The organism is Streptomyces sp. NPDC001985 (assembly GCF_040296845.1).
In the GTDB taxonomy this organism is placed as follows: domain Bacteria; phylum Actinomycetota; class Actinomycetes; order Streptomycetales; family Streptomycetaceae; genus Streptomyces.
This window is the reverse complement of record NZ_JBEOYB010000024.1, coordinates 21,915-37,401: the sequence shown is the minus strand read 5'-3', so window position 1 is coordinate 37,401 and position 15,487 is coordinate 21,915. Positions and strand designations below refer to the sequence as shown.

Sequence of the window (15,487 nt, the reverse complement as noted above, 5' to 3'; positions counted from 1 at the left end):
CGCCCAGGCCCCGGTTGCCCCCGGTCCCCGTCCCCGCGCCCGGCCCGCGCTCTCAGCCCCGCCGGAACGGTGCCGCCGGCGGTGGCCCCAGCGTCGTCGTACCGGGCGCGGCCCGGTGCCCGAGACCCGTGCGGTAGACATCCAGCGCGGCCTCCGTGCGACCCCCGCGGCGCAGCAGATCCCCCAGCAGCCGGCAGAGATCGGCCAGATCCCCCCGCGCCCCGCTCCGCTCCAGCAGCGCCAGCGCCCGCACATAGTGCTCCTCGGCCGCCTCGGCGTCCCCCCGCTCCTCCGAGATCAGCCCGAGCAGCCGGTGAGCGCCCCCGGCATGCACCGCGCCGTGCCCCTCGTCCAGATCCAGCAGTACCGATGCCAGCTCCGCCGCCTCGTCGAACCGGCCGCGCCGCCGCAGCACATCGGCCAGCTCCACCTCCACCTGTGCCGCGTAGAGCGCGGCCCGTTTGGCCGCCAGCATGTCCCGGGCGGTGCGCAACTCCTCCTCGGCCGCCGCGAGATCCCCGTTCTGCGCGTGGACATAGCCCCGCATCCAGTGGCAGTGCGCGAGATCCGTGCGCAGCCGCAGCTGACGGTAGATCGTCTGCGCCTTGGCGAGCGAGGCGTCGGCGTCGGCCGTGCGCCCCTCGGCGAGAAAGGTGCGGGCGACCTGCCGGTGCATCCCGGCGACCAGCGCCGGATCGCTGATCCGCGGCGCCAGCGCGAGCGCCAGTTCAGCGGCGTGCGCGGCCCGGGCATGCGCCCCCATGTCGATATAGGGGCCGATCACGGCCGCGTACAGCAGCACCATCGCCTCGGGGTCGGCCAGACCGCTCCCGCTCAGCTCATCGATGGTCGATTCCAGGAGATAGCAGGCGTACCGCAGCTCGCCGGCCAGCAGATGCGCGATCGCGCGGCCCCGGATCGCCCGGGCCCGGCGAGGCAGCGGCCGGTCGGCCAGCAGCTCCTCGGCCGCCTCGAAGTGCCGCCGCGCGTCGTCCAGTTCACCGGTCTCCAGCGCGCAGTCACCCAGCCCGAGGTGGGCCTCGGCCCGCTCGGGACCGAGCCCGAGATGCTCCGCGTCGGTGAGCACCCTGCGGTAGCGCACCGCCGCCTCGTCCGCCGCCCCGGCCGACAGCTCCCGCTGGGCGTCGGTGAGGGAGAGCCTCAGCTCCGTGGCCAGACGGGCCGGCCGGCCGGTCGCCAGCTCGTCTAAGGAGGTCCCGAGCCGCTCCGCGAAGAAGCGCAGCGCGGTCTCGGACGGCCGCACCTTCCCCGACTCCAGTGTCGAGACATACGCGGGTGTGTACGAAGGAGTGGCCAGCTCCCGCTGTGTCAGACCGAGCCCCTTGCGCAGCCGCTGCACCCGGCGGCCGATGTCGGCCGGTTCGTCCATGGAAACCCCCTGGTCGCTGGAGTTCCTCAGTATTCAGGTTCGGCAGACCATTGCGCATGTCCGGTGCGCACCCTAATTTAAGTCATCAGTTCACCAGAGTTATCAAGCCACTTAACATCCTCAGGGGAGGGGATCTCATGAGCTCGGCCCTGCGCAGAGCCATGGCCGCGGCCGGTCTGGCCACTGCCGTCACCGCCGTCCTGGCCATCGCACCCGCCGGTGCGGCCGCCGCCCCGGCGCCGCCCGCACGCGGCGGAACCGAGGTCGAGGTCGAGATACCCGGACCCGAGCACGGCACGGTCGCCGGCTCCGGCCACACCCTCGTACCGCAGGACGGCCGGGACCGGCCCCGGTCGCGGCTGTCCGCTGCCCAGCAGGCGGAGGACGGCCAGGTCGCCAAGATCCTCGACAACGGCTCCACCGCCGACCGGCTGGACATCGTCATCGTCGGCGACGGCTACACCACCGCGGAGCTGGGCCGGTTCCGCACCGACGCCAAGGAGAAGTGGGCCGAACTCGCGGCCACCGACCCCTACACGAGGTACCAGAGCCTCTTCAACGTGTGGACCGTCGACGCGGTCTCCCGCCAGTCCGGCGTCACCGGCGACCCGGGCGCCGACACCGTCCGCGACACCGCCCTCGGCTCCTACTTCTGGTGCGACGGCATCGAGCGGCTGCTCTGCATCGACCAGAACAAGGTCGACGGCTATGTGGCCAAGGCACCCGAGGCCGACCTGGTCATCGTCCTCGCCAACAGCGCCAAGTACGGCGGAGCCGGATACAACCAGCCCAGCCCGACCCTCGGCTACGAGGGCATCTCCACCGCCTCGGCGGGCAACGAGAAGTCCGGCAAGGTCGCGATCCACGAGACCGGCCATTCCCTGGGCAAGCTCGCCGATGAGTACTTCTACCCCGGCTACCCCGGCTACGAGCAGTACACCGGCCCCGAGCCCGCCGACTCCAACATCTCCACCCTCTCCGCCGCGGACCTGGCCGGCCAGCGCGTCAAGTGGCACCGCTGGCTGGGCGAGACCTCACCCGACGGCGGCACCATCGGCACGTACGAGGGGGGCGGCTACTTCGTCAAGGGCCTCAACCGGCCCACCGACAGCTCCATGATGCGCGCCGTCGACAAGCCCTTCAATCTGCCCGGTGTCGAGGCGATGATCGCCGGCTTCTACCGCCACGCGAAGGCCGTCACCGCCGTCACTCCCACCGACCGCACTCTCCGGCTGCGCCACACCGTGAAGACCACCGTGCCCCGGCTGACGGGAACGGACGGACGGCAGCTCAAGGTCCGCTGGTATCTGGACGGCAAGGAGCTGAAGCCCCTCGCCGGCCGCACCTCGATCCGCGTCTCCGACCTGACGCTGCGCCTCCTCGACCTGCGCACCCACAAGCTGACGGTCACCGCCGAGGACCGCACTCCCTCCGTACGCGACCCCAAGATCGCCGCCACGCTCAAGTCCTCCGTGAGCTGGAACGTCAGGCTCTGACACACCGCTCCGGCCCACCACGGGCCGGAGACGGTGCCCGGCCGGCCGTTGTCCTGCCCTTGGGACACCCGCCGCCGTCAGCCGGCCTGCCGGAGCGAGACGGTCCGCAGCAGCTCATACGCGGCCTGGGTGTAGCGGCAGCGCAGCGTGGGAGAGATGTTGGTCAGCGCGACGACCGCCACCGCCGGATCGGGGCAGAACCCGATGAACGAGGTGAAGCCCCGTGTCGCCCCCAGATGGAAGTAGAGCCGGCGCGTGGGCAGGACGTTATGGCTCCAGGCGAGACACAGCTCGGGCCCGCCCGGTGTACGGGGGCGGACCCGGGTCACCTCCCGCAGGGCGAGACGCAGCGGATCACCCGGCCCGGCATGCAGCTCCGGAGTGATCAGACACCGCAGATAACGCAGCAGATCCCGGCCGCTGGACCGCAGCACACCGGCCCCCGGCAGCGCGGGAATCGTGAACGGCGGCCGGGGCCGGCCGTGCCAGTGTCCGGTCGCCTGGACCCCGGTTGTCTCCGCCGTGGTGTCGGTCAGGCCCAGCGGCTTGACGACCTGCGCCATGAGCAGCGGTCCATAGCCGGTGGTCCCCCGCTCGGCGAGCAGATGCCCGAGCAGCCCGACACCGAAGTTGGAGTAGTGCACCCGCAGCCCGGGCGGACGCCGCACCCGGGAACGGGACAGCGAGTCCAGCAGCCGGTGCGCCGGATACGCCTGGTACGGATTGGTGGTCCAGGACGGCACCGCCGTGCGCAGCAGCCCCGGCGGCAGCCTCGGCAGCCCCGAGGTGTGCGTCGCCAGATGCTCCAGGGTGATGCCGCCACCCACCGGGCCCCTCGGCAGCGCCCAGCGCGGAACACGAGCGCTCAACGGCTCGTCGAGGCGCACCGTGCCCCGCGCCGCCATATCGGCGAAGAGCAGCGCGGTGAAGGTCTTGGTCACCGATCCCAGCTCGAAACGGGTGCGCTCGGTGACCGGGACCGCGCCCGTCTGGTCGGTGAAGCCCCGGCACAGCGAGGTCGTGCCCGCTCCCGTGTGCACCATGACCACGGTGGCGGCCCGGCCGCCGGCCGCGTCCGCCACCGTCTCCAGCAACTCCTCCGTCGACCGGGCCCGCTCAGAGATCGGTGGCATCGCCATGGCGCGACAGCGCCAGAGTGCCGGCGATCGCCGCCACGATGGTCGTATGCCGATTGTCCAGATACGCCGTGTCCGGGTCCTCGTCGATCGGCGTTCCGTCCCGGGGCACCAGACCGTCCTCGTGCTGCGCGGCGGCGAGCCGCTCCCAGATGTCCGGCTCGCAGCGCGGCTGCGGCAGACAGGCGTCCACGATCATCAGCTCGGCGAGGAGATCCCACTCATGGATCTCCGCCCAGATGTCCATCCAGACCGGCAGCCAGTTGGTGAGGTACTCCTGGATGTGCGGCGGCAGCCCCTCCGGCCGCGCCCCCCAGTCGGTCGCGTGGAAGACGGTGTGGGTCAGGCAGTAGGCCGTCATCCAGTCGATCATCCAGGGCTCGGGGGTGTGCCCCAGCCAGGTCGCGTTGATCATCGCCGGCCAGTCCGCCGGACGCTCCACACCCGCCACCCGGGCCGCGTTGGCCACGGCCATACGCCGGTTGGGCATCATCTCGGAGCCCTGGTGCGAGGCGAGACCACCGAGATGTGTCACCAGCGCGTGCAGTCGCTCGTGCCGGTACCCGACGCGGGCGAAGTGCGTGTACATCTCCAGCGGGTCGGTCATCATCGGAAAACGGATCTGACGCTCATACAGCAGATCGCCGGAGCCGAACTGCGACCAGCCGAAGTCCAGCAGATCCCGGGCCGCCTGCTGCTCACTCGACGAGGCCATGCCCTCGCGCAGCACCAGCGACGCGGCCAGCGCCAGCTCTCCCAGCGGCTTGTAGAAACCGTCGGGGTCGGTGAGCACCTCCTCCGCGTCCGGCGGCATCGCGCCGCGCTCGCTGTTGCGGTGCAGCCAGCCGAGCGCCCGGGTCACCACCTGGTGGGCGATCCGCCGGCTGCTCGCCGGTGCTCCGGTCGTCGGTGTGCTCATGAGGCGCGCCCCTTCTGTTCGTGCCGCCCGGCGATGAGCCGGCGGGCGATCGCGGTGTCCAGAACGGTTCTGGCGCCGACGGCTCCGCACAGCTCCAGGTGCTCCACCACGGTTTCGATGTCGGTGCCCGGCAGAACGGCACCCCGGCTGTCCGCCAGCGCGACCCAGCGCGCCAGCCGCGCGGCCGTCGGATAGTCGCGGCGCAGCATCGAGCGGGCCAGCCCTCTGTTCAGCGCGAGCACCCGGCGGATCGCCTGCTCGCTCACCGGCCCCCGCACACCGGGCAGCGCGAGCGGTGACAGTTGCGCCATGCGCTGCGCCCAGGGGCGCCAGTGCGGGTGCTCGGCCGCCGGCGGGGCGCCCCCGGGCGCAGCGCCGGCGGCCGAGTCCAGTGTGACGACGGGCTCGTGGCCGCACTGGGAGAGAAGGGTGATCGTGGCCCGGCCGAGACAGGCTGCCTCCGGGGGGTCGTCGGGCTCGGGCGGGAAGACGCGCAGCGCCTCGGCCACCACTTCTCGGTCACCCGGTGCGACGGGTACCGAGGCCGACAGCGCGGGTGCGAAGAGGTCAGGCCCCAGCACCCGCACCGCGGCCAATGCCGCCTTTGCGTCCATCGCCTCCTGCACGTGGACCGCCAGGCCCGGGGAGTCCTCCCTGCCCCGCAGGGCATTGAGCACACGCCCGGCCAGACTCTCCACCGCCGCTCCGTATTCAGCCGACGGCGCGGAGCCCGATTGCGACATTGGTAACTCGCCTTCTTCCGGAATGTTCAGTGGTGCGGTTGCTTAACGCAGAGGCTTACTTCTCCTGCGGCTGCTTCGGCTGCTTCGGGGAGAGAAGGACGGCGGCGAGCAGGATGAGGGCCGCCTCCGGCGCGTAGACCGGGGCGCCGCTGACCGTGGCCTCGGGCTCGGTGATCAGCGAGCGGACGGCGAAGCGCTCGTCGGCCTCGGCGTGGACGGTACGGATGTGGGTGGTGGTGATGGACATGATTCCTCCAAGGTGGCCGCCGCCCGTTGAACGGACGGGTCAACCGGGCGTTGCGGGCGATCGCCGGCAACGGATGGACCGGCACGAGTAACGCGCCGTCACCACATAGTCACCCGTTTATGTCGCACCTCGCGAGAGGAAGTCACCTATTTTCACCTGATGTAGTGAATCAGTGCGGCGTGTCCGACTGGACTGGAGCAAGTAACCATGCCTTGAGCACCCGGGCCCGCGCCGGAACCCCCGCGTCAACGCGCCCCCGGCCTCCACCGGCCCCGGAGCCCGGGTTGACCTTCAAGCCGCTTGAAGGGCCACCATCGCACCCATGGACGACACCGACGCGCTGATGAGTATCGGCGCCTTCGCCCGCAGAGTGGGGCTCGCACCGAGCGCCCTGCGGTTCTACGACGACTGCGGTGTGCTGCGCCCCGCCACCGTCGACGGCGCGACCGGCTACCGCTACTACACCCCGGACCAGGAGCCCCGCGCGCTCCTCGTGCGAAGGCTGCGCCAGGCGGGGATACCCCTGACCGACGCCTCCGCCGTACTCGACGGCAGCCGTGAGGAGGCCCGTACCGTCCTGGAGGAGCACGCCAGAAGGGCGCGCGAGACCGCCGCGTCCGCCCGGTCGGCGATCGGGGAGATCCTCCGCGAACTCCACGGCGGCGAGCACCGGACCACGGCGCGGATCGGGGGAGCGGAGCTGGCCGGCGCCGTGCGCCAGGTCGCACCGGCGGCGGCGTCCGGTCCCGGCCGGGAGGAGTTCCCGGCCCTCGGCTGCGTGCTGATCGAACTCGACCACCAGGAAGTACGGCTGGTGGCCACGGACCGCTACCGCCTGGCCCTCCGCGCGCTCCGGCCCTCGTCCTTCGAGGGCGACCCGTGCCGTGTCCTGACCGGAGTCCCGGAGCTGAGGGAGGCCGCGTCCTGGGCGATGCGGCTGCCGGAGCTCGTCGTCGAGGCGGACCGGCAGGGCGTCCGGCTCCTCGGCGACCGCACCGTACACGCCCTCTCCCCGGTCGAGGACACCTTTCCCGACTACCGGCTGATCCTGGACGACCTGCCCACCCCCGGACACCGGATCATCGCGGACCGGGCCGCGCTCCGCACGGCGGTCGCCGAAGCCGGCCACGACGGGCCACTCACCCTCCGCACCGAGGGGGAGCGGCTCATCCGCGTCTCCTGTGGCACCGTCACCTCCCGGGTCGCGGCCCTCTGCACCGGCCCCCCGCTGCGGATCGCCTTCGACCCGGGGGTGCTGCTCCCGGCACTCGACGCCGGTGTCGGCCCCGATGTCCTGCTGGAGATCTCGTCCCCGGTGCGGCCCGTGGTGGTCCGCTCCGCCGACCAGGGCAGCTTCACCACCCTGGTCATGCCGGTCGCCGACCCCTCGGCCGACCGGTGACTCCCCAGCCGTCCACCCGGCGCCCCCGAAACCCCGGAGTGCGGAGAGCGAGACCCATGAACCCGGACAACCCCGTCGTCGGACTCTGCGCCCAGGGCATGCGCGCCGAGGCCGAGGGACGGGACGATGACGCCCGAGGCCACTTCGAGCGGGCCTGGGAGAGCGCGGCCGACGACTACGAGGCATGCGTCGCGGCCCACTACCTCGCCCGCCACCAGCCCACACCGGAGCTGACGCTCCACTGGAACCAGGAGTGCCTGAACCGTGCGGACCGGGCCGGTGACGACCGGGTGCGGGGCTTCCACGCCTCCCTGCACCTGAACATGGCGAAGGCGTACACGGATCTCGGCGACCCCGGCCGGGCGCGCGCGCACTTCGAACACGCCGCCACCCGGGTCGACGAGCTCCCGCCGGGGCAGTACAGCGACTGAATTCGCGTGGCGGTCGCCGAGGGGCTGCGTGCCTCGGGAGCCATCGAGCCACGGCCCGCGGACGCCCTTCTGGCGGAGCTTCTCGCCGGGTTCCGCGCCCGCGGCGACCTGGTGGCGCTGGGTCTGATCCTCCCCGCGCGCCTCGCCGACCTCGGTACCGACGAGGACCGCACGCGGCTGGTGACGGCTCTGCGCATGGTCCACGCCGCGCGCCGGCTGCCGGCAGCCGAACAGCGCCGTCTGGGCACGGTCATCAGCGCCCTGACCGGCACCGCCACCCCGGCTGTCTGAGCGGTGTCCGTGCCCACCACCCCTGTGCCCCCGTACTCCCCGCGCCTCCGTACCCCCGTGCGGCGGGGCCGGCGCCGCCGCACGGCGCGGCACACCGTCGCGGGGTGGCTGTTCACGGAGAACCGCACCGCCCGGCAAGGACGGTGCGGTTCTCGGTGAAGGGTGGGTTGCCCGAGCGGGGCGGGTGGGGGGACCGGTGGGGCGCCCAGCACCGGAGCCGTCCCGCCCGGGCGTCACCCGCTCCTCAGGGCCCGTGGCGGGCCGGCGCGCCCGACGGGCGCTCGACGAGGAGCGGGCGAGCAGAGATCACCTGGTCAGGACTCCGTCGAACTTCGCCCAGTCGTACATCTGGTGTACGGCCTGACCGAGGATCGGAATGCTGATGTGCTCGAACACATCCTCGATCAGATCGATGTCGCCGGTGTTGTAGATCAGCGGTCCGTTGATGTTGATCAGACCGCCGGAGCGGGGGGTGACCTGCTCCTGGGCGCTCGCGGTTCCGCCCGACAGTGCCAAGGCCACTCCGGCAGCCGCAACCACTACCGCCAGCCTTGCCCTGCGTACGCGACGTTCCATCGGTTCTCCGATTCTGGGGGATCTCGGTTCTTCGAGGGTGCTTCGGCCCAGCGCCAACTGCCGCTGGATGCGGTGGAGTCGACACGCGATTTCGCCGTACGGGCTGAAGTGAGCGTCAGCTTGCCACTAGGTCAAGGGCAAGTAAAGTGCCTGGCGGCCATGAATTCGATCATCATCCGACGGCATCGGCGATCGCCGGTCACCACCGGAAGAGCGCAGGTCAGAGCGGTATTCGACAGCTCGTCGGCTCCCTTGGCGCGCATGGCCGGAAACATTCGAACGCTCATGGTCGCGGCACGGCCGGCCCCCCTCGCGGCGGACAGCTGCCGGCCCTCCCGGCGCCGTCCCCACCCTTCGCCCGGCCATGGCACCGCGCGCCTCCGCGCGCGGTGCCGGCAGGCTCCGGCGGACAGCTGCCGGCCCCGGGGAGTTCTCCGCGCGGGGCGGTACGCGGAGCCATCGCATCCGGGCCGTGCCCCCGCCGCCGTGGCCACGCCGAGTGGGGCCGGCGCCGGGCGGCGAACCGGGCCGGACGGTCTTCACCGGCCTCGGCGGACCGGTTTCACAAGGCCCGGCGGACCGACGGCCGCGTTCGTACGGGCCCATGGCTCCACTGGCCGGAAATCTACGCTGCGGCTCCCCTCCCGAAGGGCCGGGCCCGGGACCCCGAGGGCCGGGCCCGTACCCGAACGCGCCGGGACGTACCGGGGAAAGCCCCAGCGGCGCCGGACCCACGGCGGGCCTCGGAGCAGCGGAGACACACGGCAGCCGGTTCGCCGGGCGGAGGCCGGCCCCTGCCGCCGCCCTCAGGCCGGAGGCATCGGCGGGCGCCCGGGGAAGGACCGTACCGAATGATCACCCGGTGATCCGCCAACGGCGCGGGCACCCTCCCCACCGGCCGATTATCACGTGGAATGACCGTACAACCCTCTCGTGACCTCGTTGGTCTCCCTTATGACCACCAACGTGGTCGCACCTACGAGGAGACCGTCATTTCCGCCATACGCAAAACCCTCACCGCCACCGCCGTCGTCACCGCCGTCCTCGCCGGCACCGCCGCTTGCGGCACCGTGGAGAACCTGTCCGCCGGCCAGAAGCTGGACCGCGCCTTCGAGAAGCTCGGCAAGGAGAAGTCGCTCTCCTTCGAGCTGGGCCTCGACACGGACGTGAAGTCGATCAAGGCGCTCGACGCCGATGCCGCGCCGGGCGACGAGGTCCCCGACGAGGTCGCCAAGCTCCTCACGGGTGCGCGGGTCTCCGTCTCCGTCCAGTCCAAGAAGCCGCTCGCCGACTCCGGCGAGAAGGACTTCACCGGCATGGCCATGAAGCTCAGCACCCCGGAGGGCGAGCTCGTCGAGTACCGGGTCGTCGACGACTTCACCTACTTCCGCGCCGACATGAAGGCGTTCGCGAAGCTCTCCGGCACCCCCGTCCCGAGCGCCGACGACCTGCCCGCCGAGGCGGGACCGTTCAAGGACGTCCTCTCGGGCAAGTGGGTCAAGGTCGAGACGAAGGAGCTGGAGAAGGCAGGCGAGGAGCTGGGCGCGGGCGCGGACGCCGCCGAGCCCTCCCCGGCCCCCAGCCTCGACGCCGCGACGCAGAAGAAGATCGTCAAGGCGCTCAAGGAAACCATCGCCCGTGAGGTCGAGTTCAAGACCGCCGACGGAAAGGACGGGGCCGAGCGCATCACGGCCACCGCCCCCTTCCGCACCCTCCTCACCGGGCTGATCGACGAGATCCGCCCGCTGTCGAAGGAACTGCCGCCGGGCGCGGAGCTGCCCTCGGCCAAGGACCTCAAGGAAGTCCCGAACAAAAAGGTCGCCGCCGACTTCTCGCTGAAGAACGGCGAGCTGACCGAGGTCTCCATCGACCTCTCCAAGCTTCCGGAGAAGGCCAAGGTCGACAAGTTCGCCCTCACCCTGCGCATGGGCAAGGGCGAGGAGGCCACCGCCCCGTCCGGTGCCACCGAGGTCAAGATGGACGAGCTGATGGAGGGCTTCTTCGGCGGCATGGGCGCCTCCGCGATGGGCCCCGAGGAGAACGTCCAGGGATGATTCCGGCACGGAGGGGGCGGCGGGCCCGGTCCGCCGCCCCCTCCGTTCCTCCGCGCCGACTGCTCAGGACCGGCCGGACGGGTTGATCCACTCCGGCTTCTGCCCGCGCAGGATCTGAAGGTAGTGGTCCGTCGAGTTCTTCAGCACCTCCTGGGCGCTGTGACGGATCGCGGGCTCCCACCAGTGGGCGTAGATGCGGTCGAAGGGATAGGGGCGAACCGCGTCGATCACACCGTGGACCCCCTGCTCCGGCAGCGGGAGCCGGTTGGGCGCGCTGTAGAGGAAGGCCACCCGGTCCTCGCCGGGTGACACATTGATGGTGTCCCCGCTGAGGATGACACCCGCGCCGTCGGCCCCCTCCGCCCAGTGGAGAACCGAGCTGCCCGGAAAGTGGCCGCCGCACTGGACCAGGGTGACGCCGGGGAAGACCGCCCGGGTGCCCTCCCAGGTCCTCACCAGCGGTTCCACGGCCGACGGCCGTGCCAGCCAGGAGATATCGGCCTCCGGCAGCAGGATCTCCGCGTCGAAGGCGCGGGCCCACTCGACGATCGCACCGTAGAAGTGCGGATGACTCGCGCTGACCGCGTGCAGCCCGCCGGCCTCCCGCACGGCCCGGAGGGCGTCGTCGTCGACGAACCCGGACGGGTCCCACAGGACATTGCCGTGCTCGGTGGTCAGGAACAGACCGCGCTGCCCGATGCCCACCTGCCTGGTGGCACCGATCCCGGTCAGCCCGGGCTCCACTTCGCGGATGTCGCTGCGGCAGCCCGCGGCGACCAGCTCGGCGAGCGTGGTCCAGCGCTGCCCGCCCGCGGGCACCCACTGGCGGTCGTCCGCGCAGATCGCGCACACGTCCGGTGGCGCGGCTTCCTGATAGTCGAGGTTTCCACAGGTCTCACAGATCCAGGGCGGCATCGCTGGTTCCCCTTCGTGAGGTCACGGATTCCCGTACTCACGATTCGTGAATCCGGGGCTTTGAGGCTCGGGGGCTTCGAGGGTCCACGGACTCCCGGGTGCGTGGACCGGGGGCGTGGGCCGGGAGGGTGAGCGGTCGGCTCGGATCGGCTCTGGTCGGCTCGGATCGGCTCGGGTTCGATCAGCTCCGCTCGGGTCGGCTCAGTTCCAGGAGCAGGTCGGCGAGTTCGGCGGGGCGGTTGCTGGGAATCATGTGGTTGGTGTCGATCTCCCGGTAGTTCCACAGCTCCGGTGCCTTCCGGGCCCGGTCGGCACCGGCCCAGAACGGACCACCGGGCTCCGGCCGGGGCTCCCCGGTGGCCTTGATGAAGGTGCGGGAGAACGGGTAGTCCTCGGGCCGCCGCGGAATACGGATCGGCTCGGTGAAGCAGGAGATCGGCTGCGGTGTACGCCGCGCGGTGAACCAGGCCGTGAAGTCCGGGTCCTCGAACTGCCGCGGAGGCGGCAGCAACTGCCAGTCCTCACCGGGCCCCACGGGCCGACGGGCCCGCCCGGCCGCTGCGGCGGGGTCGACGACATCCCCGTCATGAGGAACGAAGGCATCGAGATAGACCAGATGCGAGACCCGCTCGCCGATGAGGTCAAGGGCCCCGGTGACAACGAATCCGCCGTAGGAGAAGCCGAGAAGGACGATCTCGTCGAGATCCTCGTAGACGATGGAGTTGACCACGTCGGTGATATGGGTCGTCAGACCGACATGTGGGCCGGTCAGATGGGCGCGCTCCCCGATACCGGTCATGCTCGGGGTGAACACCTCATGACCGGCGGCCCGCAGCTCGGCTCTGACCTTCCGGAAGTCATGCGCGCCGCTCCAAGCGCCGTGAACAAGGACAAAAGTCGTCATGGTCTTTCCGTTCCGCGGGGAGGGATGAGTGGTGGGCGTCTCAGGGGATGTTAAGGGTGAGATGCTGCGGGGGCGGAGGGATCAGACGGAGATCTGTCTCCAACAGATCGGTCGCGTGCGGTACTTCGGTGAATCCGGCCAGCCGGTAGGTGATGTACATCATCCGGTTGCGGCCGGTATCGGTGAATTCCGCCTGGAGCCGTACGCCGCCGTCCCGGGCGAGCCCCATGACGTGGTGGAGGAGCACCGTCCCCACCCCTCGTGACATGACCCGGCAGGACATCAGCAGCAGCCGGAGAGTCCACACCTCGGCCCGGGTCTCGACGAGCGCCAGACCGATCTTGCCGTAGGTGCCGAAGCGGTCGCTGAGCTCCGCGACAAGGAGAAGATGGTGCGGAGAGCGGAGCAACTCCTTCAGCTCGTCGTAGGAGTAGGTGTGCCCGGTCGAGTTGAGCTGGTTGGTACGGACGGTCAACTCCTCGGCCCGCCGCAGATCCTCCTCGCCCGCCCGGGTGATGGAGAAGACCATGCCGAGCGTCGCGAGAAAGTCGTCCCCCACCGCGTCGGCGTCCTGCTCCGCCTGCTCACGCTCGATACTGCTGCGGTAGAGATGCCGGCGCCGCCGTGACTCGTCGGTGATGAACCGGGGCTGGAATTCAGCCCATCGGGTGACGGCATCGTGGACCTCCCCGGGGTCCAGACACCTGACCTGCGGATGCCGGAAGGCCACCTCCTCCCGCTCAAAGGGCTGGTCGTCGACAAAGGCCACGGTGTCCAGGGAAATATTGAGTGCCTGCCCAATTTCTGCGACAGCAGCCGACTTTGTCCCCCAGCCGATACGAGGGTGGAGAAAGTACTCGGCGAGCCCGAGCCGTTCGAGCTGCGCCATGGCGGTGGCGGGGTCGTTTCTGCTGGCTATGGAGTGAAGGATGCCGCGTGCGTCCAGCTCTTTTATCGCATCGGTGATGTGGGGGTGGGGAGTGACGTGATCGTCCTCCAGGAGGGTTCCGTTCCAGAGGGTGTTGTCGAGATCCCAGACAACGCATTTGATTCCCGCTGCGGCTGGTTTTTCCTGATGCTTTTCCATTTCTGTCTTCTTTTGCTTTCTGTGGTGTGTGTTTGTGTGTTGTGTGGTGTTTGTGTGGGGTGTGGTTTAGGGGTAGGGGTAGAAGCCTTGGTGGGTTTTGCGGCCGTGGAGGTGGGCGTTGACCATGTGGTGGAGGAGGGGGCTGGGGGTGTATTTGGGGTTGTTGGTGTGGTGGTGGAGGTTTTGGAGGCTGTGGAGGATGGTGTCGAGTCCGATGAGGTCGGCGGTGTGGAGGGGGCCCATGGTGTGGCCGAGGGTGGTGGTGAAGAGGGTGTCGATTTGTTCGGGGGTGGCGATGTTTTCGTGGACGAGGTTGATGGCTTCGTTGATGGTGGTCATGAGGATGCGGTTGGAGATGAAGCCGGGGGTGTCTTTGATGGTGAGGGTGTGTTTTCCGAGGGTGGTGAGGAGTTGTTGGGTGCGGGTGATGGTGTCGGGGGTGGTGTGGTGTCCGGGGATGAGTTCGACGAGGGGTTTGAGGGGGGCGGGGTTCATGAAGTGGATGCCGATGATGTGGGTGGGGCGGTGGGTGAGTGCGGCGATTTTGGTGATGGGGTGGGTGGAGGTGTTGGCGGCGATGATGCAGTGGTCGGGGCAGTGGGTGTCGAGGAGGGGGTAGAGGTGTTGTTTGGTTTCCCATTGTTCGGTGGTGTTCTCGATGACGAATTCGGTGGTGGTGAGTTGGGTGTGGTCGGTGGTGCAGGTGATGCGGGTGAGTGCGCGGTCGGGGTCGTGGTCGGGTGGGGGTGTGGGGTGGGGTGTGGGGGGTGGGGTGTCGATGCCGGTGCCGGGGCCGGTGGGGATGGTGGTGGTGTGGGGGGTGGTGGGGGTGAGGAGGTGGTGGAGGCGGAGGTTGTGGTGGATCTGTTGTCTGGCGTGGTCGAGGATGGTGGGGTCGGTGTCGATGAGGAGGACGTCGTGGTGGGCGGTGGCGAGGTTCTGTGCGACTCCGGTGCCCATGGTTCCGGCTCCGATGACGGCGACGCGCATGCGGGGTTCCTCCGCGGGTGAGGGTGAGGGTGAGGGTGAGGGGGCGGGGGTGGGGGTCGGGGTCGGGGGTGGGGGTGGGGTGTCTTTCCGGTTTCCGGTTCTTTCCTTCTTTTTTCTTCTTTTTTCTTCCTGCTTTCTTTTCTTCTTGTTTTCTTTTGGTTTTTCGGTTCCCTTTCCGCTGGTTCGGTTCGGGTCTGGCGGGTTCGGTTCGGGTCTGGCGGGTTCGGTTCGGGTCTGGCTGGTCCGGTTCGGGTCTGGCGGGTTCGGTTCGGGTCTGGCGGGTTCGGTTCGGTCCGGCCCGGGTTGGGCGGGGCCGGTTGGGGCCGGTTGGGGCCGGTCCGGGTTGGGTGCGTCCGCTGGTTCGGTCCGGGTTGGGTTGGGCGGGGCCGTGGGTTGAGGCCGGCGGGGGTCCGGGTTGGGCCGGGTCTGGCGGGTTGGGGCCGGTCCGGGCCGGGTCTGGCGGGTTGGATCTGAGTTGGATCTGGGTTGGATCTGGGTTGGTTTGGGTTCGGGGTGGGTTCGGCGGGGGCCCGGGGTGCGGGGTGGGGTGGGTTCGGCGGGGGTTCGCGGTGGGTTGAGTCCGGCGGGGGTTGAGTCTGGGTTCGCGGTGGGTTCGGTGGGGGTTGAGTCTGGGCTGGGCGGGGTTGGGTTGGCGGGGGCCCGGGGGTGAGTTTGGGCTGGGTTGGGGTTTGAGTTGGGGTTTGGGGTGGGTTGGGGGTTGTTTGTCCGTGGGGTGGGCGGCGGGTCCGGGGCGCGTTGCCGGCGTTTGTCGGCGGGTGCCGGGGTGGGTGTCTGCCGGTGAGTGTGGCTTCTGTCGGTGGGTCCGGGGTGTCTGCCGGTGGGTGTCGGGGTGCCGGTGCCGGTGTGGGTGCCGGTGTGCCGGTGTGCCGGTGTGTGTTGGTGGTG

General features: G+C 70.2%; 15 protein-coding genes. 5 read left to right on the top strand and 10 right to left on the bottom strand.

Annotated features, from left to right (window positions below):
* Window positions 1-52: 52 nt before the first annotated feature.
* Window positions 53-1,390, bottom strand: coding sequence for a tetratricopeptide repeat protein (locus tag ABT122_RS13315; RefSeq protein WP_351549942.1), 1,338 nt, complete (start codon window positions 1,388-1,390; stop codon window positions 53-55).
* A gap of 137 nt (window positions 1,391-1,527) precedes the next feature.
* On the opposite strand from ABT122_RS13315, the gene ABT122_RS13310 reads away from it, so the two are divergent.
* Window positions 1,528-2,886, top strand: a complete 1,359-nt coding sequence (locus ABT122_RS13310) for a M64 family metallopeptidase (protein ID WP_351549939.1) — start codon at window positions 1,528-1,530, stop codon at window positions 2,884-2,886.
* 77 nt (window positions 2,887-2,963) lie between these two features.
* On the opposite strand, the gene ABT122_RS13305 is transcribed toward ABT122_RS13310, so the two are convergent.
* The 4 genes from ABT122_RS13305 to ABT122_RS13290 all read right to left on the bottom strand — a co-directional run bounded on the left by ABT122_RS13305 (window position 2,964) and on the right by ABT122_RS13290 (window position 5,931).
* Complete coding sequence (locus tag ABT122_RS13305; RefSeq protein ID WP_351549937.1) at window positions 2,964-4,019, bottom strand: serine hydrolase domain-containing protein; 1,056 nt, start codon at window positions 4,017-4,019, stop codon at window positions 2,964-2,966.
* A complete protein-coding gene (locus ABT122_RS13300) occupies window positions 4,003-4,941 on the bottom strand; it encodes a DUF6895 family protein (protein ID WP_351549935.1) in 939 nt (312 codons plus the stop codon). The genes ABT122_RS13305 and ABT122_RS13300 overlap by 17 nt, the downstream gene beginning before the upstream one ends.
* Complete coding sequence (locus tag ABT122_RS13295; RefSeq protein ID WP_351549933.1) at window positions 4,938-5,639, bottom strand: hypothetical protein; 702 nt, start codon at window positions 5,637-5,639, stop codon at window positions 4,938-4,940. Before ABT122_RS13295 ends, ABT122_RS13300 begins: the two co-directional genes overlap by 4 nt.
* Before the next feature lie 100 nt (window positions 5,640-5,739).
* Entirely contained in the window at window positions 5,740-5,931 is a 192-nt protein-coding gene (locus tag ABT122_RS13290) for a hypothetical protein (RefSeq protein ID WP_351549931.1), read from the bottom strand.
* 322 nt (window positions 5,932-6,253) lie between these two features.
* Between ABT122_RS13290 and ABT122_RS13285 the strand changes: the two genes are divergently transcribed.
* From ABT122_RS13285 to ABT122_RS13275, 3 genes are read left to right on the top strand one after another with little or no spacing between them, the layout of a single operon-like run.
* Window positions 6,254-7,333, top strand: coding sequence for a MerR family transcriptional regulator (locus tag ABT122_RS13285; RefSeq protein WP_351549928.1), 1,080 nt, complete (start codon window positions 6,254-6,256; stop codon window positions 7,331-7,333).
* Between the two features lie 56 nt (window positions 7,334-7,389).
* Window positions 7,390-7,764, top strand: a complete 375-nt coding sequence (locus ABT122_RS13280; RefSeq protein WP_351549926.1) for a hypothetical protein — start codon at window positions 7,390-7,392, stop codon at window positions 7,762-7,764.
* 6 nt (window positions 7,765-7,770) lie between these two features.
* Complete coding sequence (locus tag ABT122_RS13275) at window positions 7,771-8,055, top strand: hypothetical protein (protein ID WP_351549924.1); 285 nt, start codon at window positions 7,771-7,773, stop codon at window positions 8,053-8,055.
* A gap of 306 nt (window positions 8,056-8,361) precedes the next feature.
* Here the strand turns inward: ABT122_RS13275 and ABT122_RS13270 are convergent, their stop codons facing one another.
* Window positions 8,362-8,577 carry a hypothetical protein gene (locus ABT122_RS13270; RefSeq protein WP_351549921.1) on the bottom strand — a complete coding sequence of 72 codons (216 nt, stop codon included), beginning with the start codon at window positions 8,575-8,577 and terminating at the stop codon, window positions 8,362-8,364.
* 968 nt (window positions 8,578-9,545) lie between these two features.
* Between ABT122_RS13270 and ABT122_RS13265 the strand changes: the two genes are divergently transcribed.
* Window positions 9,546-10,685 (top strand): hypothetical protein, encoded by a 1,140-nt coding sequence (locus ABT122_RS13265; protein ID WP_351549918.1) that lies wholly within the window; start codon window positions 9,546-9,548, stop codon window positions 10,683-10,685.
* A 63-nt stretch (window positions 10,686-10,748) separates the two neighbouring features.
* On the opposite strand, the gene ABT122_RS13260 is transcribed toward ABT122_RS13265, so the two are convergent.
* From ABT122_RS13260 to ABT122_RS13245, 4 genes are all read right to left on the bottom strand, one after another.
* Entirely contained in the window at window positions 10,749-11,600 is an 852-nt protein-coding gene (locus ABT122_RS13260) for an MBL fold metallo-hydrolase (RefSeq protein ID WP_351549915.1), read from the bottom strand.
* A gap of 181 nt (window positions 11,601-11,781) precedes the next feature.
* Window positions 11,782-12,504 (bottom strand): alpha/beta fold hydrolase, encoded by a 723-nt coding sequence (locus ABT122_RS13255; RefSeq protein ID WP_351549912.1) that lies wholly within the window; start codon window positions 12,502-12,504, stop codon window positions 11,782-11,784.
* Between the two features lie 40 nt (window positions 12,505-12,544).
* On the bottom strand, window positions 12,545-13,591 hold the full coding sequence (locus tag ABT122_RS13250; protein WP_351549909.1) for an HAD-IIIC family phosphatase: 1,047 nt from the start codon (window positions 13,589-13,591) through the stop codon (window positions 12,545-12,547).
* A 66-nt stretch (window positions 13,592-13,657) separates the two neighbouring features.
* A complete protein-coding gene (locus tag ABT122_RS13245; RefSeq protein ID WP_351549906.1) occupies window positions 13,658-14,581 on the bottom strand; it encodes a 3-hydroxyacyl-CoA dehydrogenase family protein in 924 nt (307 codons plus the stop codon).
* Window positions 14,582-15,487: the final 906 nt, after the last annotated feature.